At 59.0% G+C, this 12,436-nt stretch carries 10 protein-coding genes; 7 read left to right on the top strand and 3 right to left on the bottom strand.

What is annotated here, in order from left to right:
* Window positions 1-52: 52 nt before the first annotated feature.
* Together LOH53_RS01715 and LOH53_RS01710 are read left to right on the top strand one after the other, a co-directional pair.
* Entirely contained in the window at window positions 53-523 is a 471-nt protein-coding gene (locus tag LOH53_RS01715) for a pyridoxamine 5'-phosphate oxidase family protein (protein WP_230065982.1), read from the top strand.
* A gap of 147 nt (window positions 524-670) precedes the next feature.
* Window positions 671-1,861, top strand: a complete 1,191-nt coding sequence (locus tag LOH53_RS01710; RefSeq protein WP_230065981.1) for a YihY/virulence factor BrkB family protein — start codon at window positions 671-673, stop codon at window positions 1,859-1,861.
* A gap of 108 nt (window positions 1,862-1,969) precedes the next feature.
* On the opposite strand, the gene LOH53_RS01705 is transcribed toward LOH53_RS01710, so the two are convergent.
* Both LOH53_RS01705 and LOH53_RS01700 read right to left on the bottom strand, forming a co-directional pair.
* Window positions 1,970-2,185 (bottom strand): hypervirulence associated TUDOR domain-containing protein, encoded by a 216-nt coding sequence (locus LOH53_RS01705; RefSeq protein ID WP_230065980.1) that lies wholly within the window; start codon window positions 2,183-2,185, stop codon window positions 1,970-1,972.
* 58 nt (window positions 2,186-2,243) lie between these two features.
* Window positions 2,244-3,182 (bottom strand): LysR family transcriptional regulator, encoded by a 939-nt coding sequence (locus LOH53_RS01700; RefSeq protein WP_230065979.1) that lies wholly within the window; start codon window positions 3,180-3,182, stop codon window positions 2,244-2,246.
* A 70-nt stretch (window positions 3,183-3,252) separates the two neighbouring features.
* Here LOH53_RS01700 and LOH53_RS01695 point away from each other — a divergent pair, with 70 nt between their 5' ends.
* The 3 genes from LOH53_RS01695 (at window position 3,253) to LOH53_RS01685 (ending at window position 5,463) form a co-directional block, all read left to right on the top strand.
* Complete coding sequence (locus LOH53_RS01695; protein WP_230065978.1) at window positions 3,253-4,341, top strand: YeiH family protein; 1,089 nt, start codon at window positions 3,253-3,255, stop codon at window positions 4,339-4,341.
* A 104-nt stretch (window positions 4,342-4,445) separates the two neighbouring features.
* Entirely contained in the window at window positions 4,446-5,153 is a 708-nt protein-coding gene (deoC, locus tag LOH53_RS01690) for a deoxyribose-phosphate aldolase (protein WP_230065977.1), read from the top strand.
* An 85-nt stretch (window positions 5,154-5,238) separates the two neighbouring features.
* The gene (locus tag LOH53_RS01685; RefSeq protein WP_230065976.1) at window positions 5,239-5,463 is read left to right on the top strand and encodes a hypothetical protein; all 225 of its coding nucleotides are present in this window, start codon (window positions 5,239-5,241) and stop codon (window positions 5,461-5,463) included.
* An 86-nt stretch (window positions 5,464-5,549) separates the two neighbouring features.
* Here the strand turns inward: LOH53_RS01685 and mfd are convergent, their stop codons facing one another.
* A complete protein-coding gene (mfd, locus tag LOH53_RS01680) occupies window positions 5,550-9,179 on the bottom strand; it encodes a transcription-repair coupling factor (protein WP_230065975.1) in 3,630 nt (1,209 codons plus the stop codon).
* 219 nt (window positions 9,180-9,398) lie between these two features.
* Between mfd and LOH53_RS01675 the strand changes: the two genes are divergently transcribed.
* A complete protein-coding gene (locus LOH53_RS01675; protein ID WP_230065974.1) occupies window positions 9,399-9,902 on the top strand; it encodes a DUF2505 domain-containing protein in 504 nt (167 codons plus the stop codon).
* 152 nt (window positions 9,903-10,054) lie between these two features.
* Window positions 10,055-12,403: a glycosyltransferase family 2 protein gene (locus tag LOH53_RS01670; protein WP_230065973.1), complete on the top strand. Its 2,349-nt coding sequence runs from the start codon at window positions 10,055-10,057 to the stop codon at window positions 12,401-12,403.
* Window positions 12,404-12,436 lie beyond the last annotated feature (33 nt).

Here is a 12,436-nt window from a genome sequence, read left to right as displayed (position 1 = left end):
TCTGCCGAGGGGACCCTACCGGAGTGTGCACTTACGGACTAGGCTCATCGGCATGAGCCACGAACAGGAAGTCTCCAAAACTGAAACACTCCCTGCCAATCTCTGCTGGGCTTTGCTGCGAGAAGCCTCCGTCGGACGCCTGGCTGTCTGGATGGAGGACCATCCGGACATTTTCCCCATCAACTATGTGGTTGATCACAGCACCATCATCTTTCGGACAGCCCCGGGCACCAAGCTCACCGGTGCTATAGGCAGCGCCCCTGTCGCCTTTGAAGTAGACGGCGTCGATGAGCGCAACGGCACGGCGTGGAGCGTGGTGGCCAAGGGCGCAGCCGATGTTTTGTCTTCTACAGAAGACGTACTGGAAAGTTTTTCGCTCAAACTTTTCCCCCTGGAGCCGGGCCACAAAGATGCCTTTGTACGCATTATCCCAACATCCGTGACCGGCCGCCGATTTAGTGTGGCGAATCCTGGGCAGTGGTGGACGGCGCAGACCGATTCCTCGCACAGTGCACAGGAGTAATCCCAGAACGGCCAGACTAGAGCCTTAGCTCGTTTGAGCTTAGGCGCGACAAATGTCCACGTTCTCCGCCTAGACACGCGATATTGTGAACGCTAAGCGCGGCATGGCCCAAAAATGTTCTGTGTCGCAGACGGAACGGATCGACGAATGAGCTCTCAGGTAAAAATAGGCACAGCCGTAGATCATGCAGGTGCGCCGTCACCGCATGACTCGCGGAAACCCCAGAACCCCATCAAGCTACCTGCCAACTCTTGGAAATATATTGCCAAGCGTGCGCTGAGCAAATTCAGCACCGACGGCTGTACCGACTTAGCCGCCGCGCTAACTTATTACGGTGTGCTCTCCCTCTTTCCCGCCATCTTGGCCTTGGTCTCAATCGTCGGATTGCTAGGACAGAAAGAAGAGACCACCAAGGTGATGCTTGACCTCATCGGCCAGCTCGGAGGCACCAAGGTAAGCGAAGCTGTTGCGGAACCAGTCAAAGCGTTGGCCGGGTCTTCGGCTGCAGGCTGGGCGTTTGCGTTAGGTCTCCTCACAGCCCTGTGGTCAGCATCGGGATACGTTGGCGCTTTTAGTCGGGCTATGAACCGCGTTTACGGCACGGATGAGGGCAGACCCGTCTGGAAACTACGGCCAACTCTTTTGCTCGTGACTCTGGGTGCCGTGCTGCTCGTAGCAGCCATCGCCTTGATGCTCGTGATTTCTGGCCCGCTGGCCAGAGTGATCGGCAATGTTCTGGGAGTCGGAGATGCTGCCGTCATCGTGTGGAACACCGCAAAGTGGCCTGTCGTGGCCATCTTGGCCATTGCTCTCATCGCTGTGCTGTACTACTTCACCCCTAACGTTAGGCAACCAAAGTTCCGCTGGATCAGCATCGGGGCTTCAGTTGCCTTGATCGCTATGGTCTTAGCTTCCATCGGGTTCTTTTTCTACGTGGCCAATTTTTCCAAATACAACAAAACATATGGGTCTATTGCCGGGGTAATCGTCTTGCTGTTGTGGATCTGGATTCTCAACCTCATGCTGCTCCTGGGAGCGCAAGTGGATGCCGAACTAGAACGCGGTCGTCAGCTTCAGGCTGGTATTAAGGCCGAATCCCAACTCATGCTTCCGCCACGGGACACGACTGCCAGCGCTAAGAAGCGCGAGAAGCACATGCTCTTAGTCGCACAGGGCAAAAGCATGCGCCGTCGCGCCGCGCTGGAGGCAGGCCTGGGGAGCGGGCTGGAAGCGACTGCGGAAAAGCGGGTCTTGTGGTGGACGGTGGCGGCCGGGGCCACGATGGTACTTGTCTCCGCGATTCGCCGACGCCGTATAGCCAATACCGATAAGCCGTAGCTGACTAGTCGTAGCGGCCAAACAGCGCCGGCAAGACAGCACGGACCAGCGACTAGTTGGTCTCGTTGCCGTTCTTTTCCACAACTATTTGCGCGCCACGCGAGGTGTTCAGCTCTTGACCTTCGTCAGTGCGTCGCCTTTGTGCATGGCGATATGATCGGTCGTTGAGCTCTTGATCTCGTACTGCGGATCCTCTGGCGTGCAGCGTCGGGTGTGGCCTTTATAGTCAACGTCTTTGGTGTGCACTTTAGTGATGGTCCCTTGCACGTGCCCGGCTTCGGAATTCCATCGCACGTGATCCCCGACGGCGAATTTGTGGTCCATAGCGTCTCCTTGTTCTCATTTTCTATCTGGTCTTCGCCAATTGCACCGAATACCTACTTCAATGACTTGAGCCTAGCCCGGCATTACTAGCGCGACCAGGACCATAGCCTTGGCGAGCACGCGCGACCAAGTCTCCGGCTGGGCCGCTAAGAACACGTGGCCCCTTCCATACAGCTCGGATGCGTCGGGCCAGCGAAATACCCGCGACAGCCACTTCCACGAGTTCTCCACGATCAACTTGTGCGCGGATCACGAAGTCGCTCAATACTGCAGCCCCCGCTCCGGCTTCCACCGCCAGACGCACGGCAGCATTACTTCCCAGCTCCAGCGCTGGTGCTAACTGTGCGTGACCGTGCAACGCTCGTTCCAGCACAGTGCGGGTACCTGAACCTCGCTCCCGGACGACAAGTGCTTCGGCAGCAAGCTCCGATGCGGATAACGGGAAAGCGCGGTTAGCCCATGCGTGGCCTGGCGCCACCACCACGCTCAAGTGGTCCGTGGACACAGCAAGACGTCGCAGACCTTTGGGGATGTTCGGCGATTCAACAAAACCAACGTCGATCACGTCGTTGGCAAGTTCCTCAAAAATACGACGCGAATTCTCCACCACCAAACCCACCAACAGCTGCGGGTGCTCGCGTTTCAACGCAGCAAGCCAGCCGGGCATCAGGTACTCGGCAACTGTCAGGCTTGCACCAACGGCTAAATGAGCACGGCCCTCCTCCCCCAAATCACCCGCATCCCGCAGCCAGCTGCGGGATGCGCCAATGATGTCCACAGCCCCCTCCAACAGCGTCTGACCAGCTTCCGTGAGCGAAGATCCCGAAGTGCGCCTGACCAACAGTGACACGCCAAGATCATGCTCCAGCCTGGCAATAGCGCGCGTCGCATTGGGTTGGGCCATGCCTACGCTGCGCGCGGCGGCACTGAGGCTGCCCGTCCTGGCGACAGCAACGAAAACTTCAAGGGCCGCCAAATCCGGCCAGCGTGTGGTCATATCAAAACGATATACCTGCATGCATGATTGGCGTCTACCGCGCCATGCACTGAGGCGAAATCATAGAATCATGACCATCAAGGAACTCACCCCCGGCACCCCACCCACCCCCAAAAATACTTCCCTGAGCGCAGCCGGAAAGCGTTTCACCTCTTTTTTGGCAGGCTGGGGACCGGCCCGCTGGAAGTCGCTGGCACCTGGACTGACCGTCAGCGCTCTAGCAGCAGCTGCCGCACTGGGAATCACATCATTATTGCCCGGGACTAGCACCCTCTTAATTGCGATTATCCTCGGCGTCCTACTGTGCAACCTCATTGCCATCCCGGATCGGCTCCGGCCCGGCCTGAACTTTGCAGCCAAGACGCTGCTGCGCGCCGGCGTCGTACTCTTGGGCTATCAACTACTGGTCAGTGACGTGCTTTCCTTAGGCCCCGGCTTGATCTTGGTAGTGGTTGGCATTGTCGGATTGGGCATTGCCGGGACGTTGGTGATGGGAAAATGGCTCGGCGTCAGCCCCACCCAGCGACTCTTGATTGGCTGCGGTTTCTCCATCTGTGGTGCCGCCGCAGTGGCCGCCGTCGACGGTGTCATTGAAACCAAGGAACGCCGAGAAGTTATGACCGCTGTAGCCTTGGTCGTCATCTTCGGGACCCTCATGATTCCCTTACTACCAGCTGCGGCGAGCCTCCTGGGGCTTGGCGACTACCAAGCGGGGCTATGGGCCGGCGGATCGATTCACGAAGTGGCTCAGGTAGTCGCCGCTGGCGGCACAATCAGTGGCACAGCACTCGGCGTAGCGGTCATCGTCAAACTGGCCAGGGTCCTGATGCTGGCGCCTGTCATGGCAGTTGTCAGTGTTCGTCAGCGCCGGTCAATGGGCGCTTCCTCAACGTCGAAGAAGCCTCCCATCATGCCCTTGTTTGTTCTCGCTTTCATCCTTATGATGGCTCTTCGCGCCACCGGATGGCTTCCCGCAGTAGCCCTGGACCTGTCCAAAACGGGCGAAAGCTTCCTGCTGGCTGCAGCCATGTTCGCGTTGGGCACCGGAGTGCACGTGAAGTCTCTGCTGGCTGTCGGGCTCAAGCCGTTCATCCTCGCAGCCATCTCCACCGTCTGGGTGGCCGGGCTCGCCTTAGCCGGAGTGCTCATCTTCGGTTAGAGCGGGTGAGTACAGCATCAGCAGTAGCCATCCGAACAATGCCCACCATCAGCGCCTCCCTCTATGACACCATGGAGTAAGGAACCTATAGGAAGGCCACATCAATGTCGCCGAAAGCAACATCCCTCACCCAGGACACCAACCACGGGCTAGCAGGGTACATCGACCACACTCTGCTCAAGCCGGAGGCATCCAGGGCTGAGATCCTTCAACTGTGCAAGGAGGCCGCTGAACACCATTTCAAAGCCGTCTGCGTGAACCCTTTGTGGGTGGAGACCGCCAAGCTGGCTCTGCGTGGCACCGGCGTCCTTACCTGCGCAGTCATTGGTTTCCCGCTGGGTGCCAGCAACACCGACGTGAAGGTTTTTGAGGCCCGTGGCGCCACCATGGATGGCGCCGACGAGGTAGACATGGTCATCAACATCGCGGCGGCCCGCGCCTTGGAGAAGGACGTGCTCGTCTCGGATATTTCAGCGGTGGCGCAAGTCGTTCATGGTGAGGATTCCTTGCTGAAGGTCATCATTGAAACATCTCTGCTCAGCGACGCTGAAAAGGTATTGGCGTGCCAGGCCGCCGTTGAGGCCGGAGCCGATTTCGTCAAAACGTCCACCGGATTCAACGGCGGCGGCGCCACCGCAGCTGACGTTGCTTTGATGCGTCAGAGCGTGGGCCCAGACATCGGAGTGAAGGCATCTGGGGGCGTCCGCACCCTAGAAAAAGCGCAAGAGATGATTGCCGCCGGGGCAACCCGCATCGGCACCAGCTCCGGCATCGCCATTGTCAGCGGCACCGAAGGCACGGCAGCATACTAAAACGTACTAGGATCATGGGTAGATCAGAGCGCCGGAATACCCGGCACCACCAGCAAGCACCCCACATTTGGGGTTAGGAGGAACCGTGTCGAACGGCAAATACCGTCCCGAGAACAATTTGACGCAGTCGATAGTTCTCTTTGTCATCTTCTTTGCCCTGTTCGTCGGCGGTATTTATGCGATGTCCTTCTGGAGCCTTGAATCAGCGGCACATGCCTTCGTTCCCGGCTGCATTGCATTCGGTCTGATCTTCCTCTCCCTTGTTATCCCGCTAACGTGGATCGGTCGCTCAAACTCCGCTGGAGAGTAGCCACCACCCAACTGGCCCGCAGTAACTGTCGAAAATCCCGGAAAATCCGGGGTTTTCGGACAGTTACTGCGGGCCAGTTTTTTGGGCTAGGCCACTACCTCGAAGATAGCTTCCAGCACACCCTCCGCCCACGTGAGAACCTCGGCGTCGGCAAGATCACGGCCGCCAATTCTTGCCGTCTTCGGCTTGGGGATCAGAATCGCATTCAACGCCGGCTTCACCAAGGATCCCGGGTACATCCGGTTCAGACGCATAACCTTAGACTCCGGTAGATCCGCTGGGGCGAACTTGATGAAGTTGCCAGCCAGCGCCACATCAGTTAGCCCGGCAGTGCGTGCATGGACCTTGAAACTGGCCACAGCAATCAAGTTCTTCGCAGCCGGTGGCAGTTCCCCGTAGCGGTCCACCAGTTCAGCCACCACATCCTCGATCTGGACAAGTGTCACTGCCGCCGCAAGCTTGCGGTACGCTTCCAATCGCAGCCGCTCCCCCGGCACATAGTCATGGGGCAGATGAGCGTTGACGGGGAGCTCAATTTTCATCTCCGCCACCCGCTCCTCGCCGTCGCCACGATATTCGGCCACAGCCTCGCCCACCAATCGGATGTACAAGTCAAAGCCGACACCTTGGATATGCCCAGATTGCTCCCCGCCCAGTAGGTTGCCGGCCCCACGAATCTCCAGATCTTTCATAGCCAAGGCCATCCCGGCGCCAAGTTCATTGTGGGCTGCCACCGCCTTAAGTCGCTCCAGCGCTACCTCTCCCAGTGGGACGTCGGCCGGATACAGGAAGTAGGCGTACGCACGCTCGCGTCCGCGCCCCACACGGCCCCGCAACTGGTGCAGCTGGGAGAGTCCGTAATTGTTGGCTTGCTCCACAATGAGTGTATTGGCGTTAGAGATGTCCAGTCCGGTCTCAATGATGGTGGTACACACCAAGACATCGAAGCGCTTTTCCCAGAAGTCGACGATGATCTGTTCCAGCCGGGACTCTGACATCTGCCCATGCGCAACGGCCACGCGGGCATCCGGGACTAGCTGCTGAATGTGGGCTGCCGTGCGTTCAATCGATTTAACCCGGTTGTGTACGTAAAACACTTGTCCTTCGCGCATGAGCTCACGACGGATTGCAGCTCCCACCTGTTTGTCCGTGTAGCCGCCCACATACGTGAGAACCGGGTGGCGTTCTTCCGGTGGTGTGGCCAGGGTAGAGGTTTCGCGGATTCCTGTCATCGACATCTCTAAGGTGCGCGGAATGGGTGTGGCACTCATGGCCAGAACGTCCACATTGGTGCGCATTTTCTTCAACGCTTCCTTATGTTCCACGCCAAAACGCTGTTCCTCATCCACAATCACCAGGCCCAAGTCTTTGAACGCAAAGTCGGCCGAGAGCAGGCGGTGGGTGCCTATCACCACATCCACGGACCCCGTCCGCACACCTTCGACGATCTCCTTGGATTCCTTGGCACTCTGGAAGCGCGAAAGCGGGCGGACCCGGACGGGGAAACCAGAAAAACGCTCGTTGAACGTCTCATAATGTTGTTGTGCCAGCAGCGTGGTGGGTACCAAGACCGCCACCTGTTTGCCATCCTGGACAGCCTTAAACGCAGCCCGGACAGCAATTTCGGTCTTCCCGTACCCGACGTCGCCGGAGATGAGACGATCCATGGGAATTTCTTTCTCCATGTCAGCTTTGACCTCGTTGATGGCTGTCAGCTGATCGGGTGTCTCCACATACGGGAAAGCCTCTTCCAGCTCGGCTTGCCACGGCGTGTCGGGCCCAAACGCATGTCCACGGCTGGCCATGCGTGCTGAATACAAGCGGATTAGCTCCCCGGCAATCTCTTTGACGGCCTTGCGCGCCCTACCCTTGGTGGCAGCCCAGTCTGAGCCACCCATTTTGGACAGCGACGGCGCGTCTCCGCCGACGTAAGCAGTCACCTGGTCCAGCTGGTCCGTTGGCACGAACAGCCTGTCCCCGGGAGCACCACGCTTGGATGGCGCATATTCCAGCACCAAATACTCGCGCATCCCGGTAGATCCACTCCCGCCGGCCACTTTCCGTTGGACAAGTTCAATAAACCGGCCCACACCGTGCTGCTCGTGAACCACATAATCCCCGGAGTGAAGTTGCAACGGGTCCACGACGTTCTTGCGCTTGGAAGGCATCTTGCGCATGTCTTTGGTGGAAACCGCTGAGGCCCTCCCCAACAGATCAGCCTCCGTCAACAAGCCCAGCTTCAGTGAATCCAGCACAAAGCCGCGCCCCACATCCGCCGTGGTCACCTCGATGATGCCAGGTGTTGGCTTCTCCGTCAGGCTTTCCACGCGCGACGCCGGGATGTTGGCTTCGTGGAAGAGCTCAGCCAGGCGTTGGGCTGGGCCTGGCCCGTCGGTGGCCACCACTACGCGCCATTGTTCCTTGACACGTGAGCCTATGAACTCCATCATTTCCGCCACGTCACCGCGGTAGCCGCGCGGTTCACGTGCATGCAGATTTATTGTGCCCACGTCCGGGAGTAGATCATCGTCGGAAGTGAGCGAATTGATAGACCACCATCCCATACCTTCATCCAGGGCAACGCTGCGGGTTTCGGAAAGGGATTTGAAGGAGGCAGCAGCTAAGTCAACGCCGCCTGGTACACCGGAGGCCAGATCCAATGGTGCCGTTCCACCGTCTGACGCTGTGGACCAGGCCGCCTCCAAGAATTCCTCGTTCGTCGATTCCAGGTCATGGGCGCGGGCTCGAATTTTCTCCGGTTCTAGCAGAACTGCCACTGATCCACTCGGGAACAGGGATGTCAGCGCCACCATGCCGTCCACGAGGGCTGGCGCGAGGGATTCCATTCCCTCAACAGCAATGCCCCCGGCAATCTTTTCCAGCATGGCGGCAGCGGCAGGCATCTCGTTTTTGAGCTTCGCTGCCCGGCCCATAACCGTGGGCGTGATGAGGATTTCACGGCACGGTGGGGCGTAGAGCTCCGTCGGGTGCCCAACTTCCCCTTTGACGGAAGACAGCGAACGCTGGTCAGCAATGGAGAACCATCGCATCGCTTCCACCTCGTCGCCGAAGAATTCAATCCTGAGAGGATGGTTTTCAGTGGGCGGAAAAACGTCCAGAATACCTCCACGCACAGCAAACTCGCCGCGGTGGGTGACCATGTCAACGCGGGCGTAGGCGGCGTCCGCCAGTTGTTTCACTAACTCGGTGAAGCCAACCTCGTCGCCGACGCTCACGCGCACCGGCACCAATTCGCCCAGTCCTGCCACGATGGGCTGAACTACGGCACGGATGGGTGCCACGACCACGCGAAGTTGGGTACCGGCGTCGAACTCGGGGTGGGCAAGTCGGCGTAGCACTGACAGTCTTCGGCCCACAGTGTCCGACCGTGGTGAGAGGCGCTCGTGCGGCAAAGTCTCCCAGCTGGGGAACTCCGCCACTGACGCATCGGGAAGGTAGGAGCGCAGCGCAGCCACGGTATCTTCAGCCTCGCGTCCGGTGGCCGTCACAGCCAGTACGACGCCGGTCCGCCCGCCGAGCTCCCCCGCATCGGCCAACCCGTCCGCCAGTTCGGCCAGAAGGACTGCCCGCATGCCGGAGGGTGCACTGACTTCTAGGTCCTGGGTACGCTGGGCGGGGTCGAGCGCAGCATAGCCCCGGATCCTGGCAAAGATGGGGTCCTCGGACAGGGCAAGGCGCAGACCTTCAAGACTCACAGCGGATCATTTCCTTACGTTGGCTCGCAAAAACCAGCCTCTGGACAACACGAAAGCCCGGAATTCGCAAAGGAAGGCCGGGGTGCCAACAATCTTACTCCGGGCCGGCGTCGTGCGCGCGAACGCTGCCAAGTCACTATGCCGCCAGCACTGTATCCTGAAATCTGCCCGCGGTAATCTGGCTTGCCGCTTATTTTCGACGCAGCCCCTGGAGGAACCATGGCACTTGCCGCCTCGACCACCTTGTCCGCAACCGCACAGCGCGTCACCGACGTCTTTGCCAATGAAGACTTCGTCAAGCATGTGAGCCATATGGTGGGAGGGGAACTGAAGTCCTTTGCAAGCGACGGCGTCACCACCGGAGCGTTCACGACTAAAACGGTACGGACTCTGCCCACCACTCGCATGCCGGACATTGCGCAGAAGTTTCTTGGCGCCTCGCTGACTCTTACCCAGGAGGAGTCCTGGAGCGCTCCGGCGTCCGACGGCGCTCGGACCAATGTCATCAAACTCACCGTTGCTGGTGCCCCGGTAAACATCAATGCCACACAGCGGCTGCTCCCCTCAGGGGAAAGCACAGTAGTAGAACTAGCCGGGGAGGTCAGCTCCTCCATTCCGTTCCTCGGAGCTAAGATTGCCGCGGCGGCTGAGCCGGTGATTGGCAGGGCGCTAAACCTGCAGGCGACGCTCGCACAGGAGTGGTTGGACAACCAGTCGAACTGATCTGCAGTCTGCTTCTCCAGCCTGCCCCCACCTATAGCTGGCTTGCACTATCATAGGTTTACTGAGCAAAGCCGGTGACTGGTCTCACACTTTAGCCGGGCACTAATTCACAGTGCCTTTGCAGGCGCTCCTACTCGTGCACGGGGGAAAAGATGTCTGAGATACTCGTCTCGGCGCAAGAACTTGCTGACGCGGAAACGAGCGAGCCCTCGCTTTCAGGGAGACAGGGCCCGCGCCGCCAGTGGGGATCCGAGAAACGATCGGAACCCCTTTCGATAGTCCACCCCAAACCCTCGGGCCGGAAGATCACTTGGGGGCGTCTGTCCATCGTGATCACCATGGTCGCTTGGGTGTTGTACGTAGTCACCACCGTGCTCAGACAGCTTGCCGACAACCCAAACGCCGGGTTTCGCTTCCAATTAGAAACTGTCTCCTACGTTCTTGTAGTGACGTTCCTGACGTTCTCGGCCCTGATGTATCTGATGGCACGGCAGGGAGCGCTTTACCGCTTCAGAGACCATTTGCGAGTACCCCGCGGCGAACTGGATCGGCATTTTGTCAGCTACGACGACGGTATTACAGTGCTGGTTCCTTCCTATGCGGAAGAAGTAAACGTCGCGCGGGGCACTTTGTGGTCTGCTGCGCTTCAGGAGTTCCCGGATCTGAAAGTCGTTTTGCTGATCGATGACCCTCCCACGCCCACGGACCCGCTGGTGCTCGAACGGCTCAACGCCACACGAGCTTTGGCGCAGGAGATTTCTCAGGCACTAGCCGTTCCAGCGGCACGGGCTAATGCCGCGCTGACCGCTTTCCGTGCACGTCCCTGCGGCACCGGCCCGGTGTCTGCTGGCGAAGTGGATGCAATTGCGGCGGAATACGACTATGCCGCCGTCTGGCTAGAAACCATGGCCGAAGCCGAAAACGTAGAGGACCACGTCGACGAATTTTTCGTGGACCTGGTCCTGATGGGCTTGGCCAGGGAGCTGCGGCTGGTCCTCTTGGCCCTTAGTGCGGCCAAGGCTCAGCGGACGGGGCCGGACTGGAACCGGGTTGATCAGCTATACCTCCGCCTCACCTGGATTTTCAACGCCAAGACCGAATATTTTGAGCGCAAAGCCTATGCCAGCCTCTCTCATGAGGCCAATAAAGCCATGAACCTCAACGCCTACATCTCCTTGATGGGTGGGCGTTGGCAGCGTGAGATCACCGATGGCAGCGTGGTGCTGCGCCGCCGCGAAGAGGACGACACCGGAGAGGCTGGGGATTTGATTGCCCCGGACACCACGTACCTTTTGACGCTCGACGCCGATTCCTTGCTGTTACGTGACTATTGCCTGCGCTTGGTCTACTTCCTCGAGTCGGCAGGCAACGAGCGTGTCGCCGTGGCGCAGACTCCGTATTCTTCTTTCCGTGGCGCACCTACACGCATTGAGCGGATCGCCGGGGCCAGTACAGACATCCAGCACATTCTCCATCAGGGCATGACGTATTACGGGGCAACATTTTGGGTGGGTGCCAATGCGGTGATCCGCAAGGTGGCTCTGGAAGACATCGTCGAAATTGAAACCGTGGGCGGGTTTGAAGTCCGCACCTATATCCAAGACCGCACAGTGATTGAGGATACCGAGTCCAGTGTGGATCTGGGCACACACGGCTGGACGCTTTCCAACTATCCCGAGCGGCTAAGTTACAGCGCCACTCCCCCCGACTTTGGTTCCCTGGTAGTGCAGCGGCGACGCTGGGCTAATGGGGGTCTGCTCATCCTGCCCAAATTATGGACGCAGGTGCGTCGGCGCCGCCAACGCCGCGAAACTGTGCTCTTTAGAGAACTGCTGTTGCGGGTCAACTACATGTCCTCGATCGCCTGGGCCAGTTTTGGTTTGCTTTTCTTACTGGCGTACCCCTATGACAGCCGCTTGCTCAGCCCGCTGGTACTGGTCGCGGCATTGCCGTATTTTCTGGCCATGGGCAGCGACTTGCGGGACTGTGGCCACCGTTTCAGTGACATCTTCCGCATCTATGGGTTCAATCTAGTTCTGCTACCGGTCAATCTTGCCGGTGTTTTGAAATCCCTCCAGCAGGCTTTCACCGGGGACAAGATTCCTTTTGTCCGCACACCCAAGGTCAAGAACAGGACCGCGGCTCCTGGTCTATATGTGCTGGTTCCCTATCTCATCGTGGCCTTCTCACTTTTCACTTTGTGGCGTGACATCACGGTGGGTAATTGGGGCAACGCCACCTTTGCTGCACTCAATGCCACCCTGGCCGCTATCGCCATCCGGTCCTACATCGGGTTGGGGAATTCTGTGGTCGACATCAGCCTGGGCTTTCTCAACTGGCTATATGTCAAGCCGCGCGTGCGTGCGGCACCTGTCCCGGTCGTGGTGCCTAAAACGGCCGAGGAAGTGGACTGGCAGTCCGTGCTTTACCATGGCGACCGCCGACTGAACCGTGATCTACGCGGCGGGACCGACCGCCGTCGTCGGGTGGCCGCGCGGTGATCTCTATGAGGGGCCGCAACGCTAGAGGGATTC

This window comes from Arthrobacter cryoconiti (genome assembly GCF_020905375.1).
GTDB lineage: Bacteria > Actinomycetota > Actinomycetes > Actinomycetales > Micrococcaceae > Specibacter > Specibacter cryoconiti.
The sequence above is the reverse complement of the archived record's forward strand: the minus strand, read 5'-3'. Positions and strand labels throughout refer to the sequence as shown.

Coding starts and splice junctions, on each gene's coding strand:
- LOH53_RS01700 (WP_230065979.1), bottom strand. CDS start 3,182: ATGACCACACGCTGGCCGGATTTGGCGGCCCTTGAAGTTTTCGTTGCT.
- LOH53_RS01715 (WP_230065982.1), top strand. CDS start 53: ATGAGCCACGAACAGGAAGTCTCCAAAACTGAAACACTCCCTGCCAAT.
- LOH53_RS01670 (WP_230065973.1), top strand. CDS start 10,055: ATGTCTGAGATACTCGTCTCGGCGCAAGAACTTGCTGACGCGGAAACG.
- LOH53_RS01705 (WP_230065980.1), bottom strand. CDS start 2,185: ATGGACCACAAATTCGCCGTCGGGGATCACGTGCGATGGAATTCCGAA.
- deoC (WP_230065977.1), top strand. CDS start 4,446: ATGTCGCCGAAAGCAACATCCCTCACCCAGGACACCAACCACGGGCTA.
- LOH53_RS01710 (WP_230065981.1), top strand. CDS start 671: ATGAGCTCTCAGGTAAAAATAGGCACAGCCGTAGATCATGCAGGTGCG.
- LOH53_RS01675 (WP_230065974.1), top strand. CDS start 9,399: ATGGCACTTGCCGCCTCGACCACCTTGTCCGCAACCGCACAGCGCGTC.
- LOH53_RS01695 (WP_230065978.1), top strand. CDS start 3,253: ATGACCATCAAGGAACTCACCCCCGGCACCCCACCCACCCCCAAAAAT.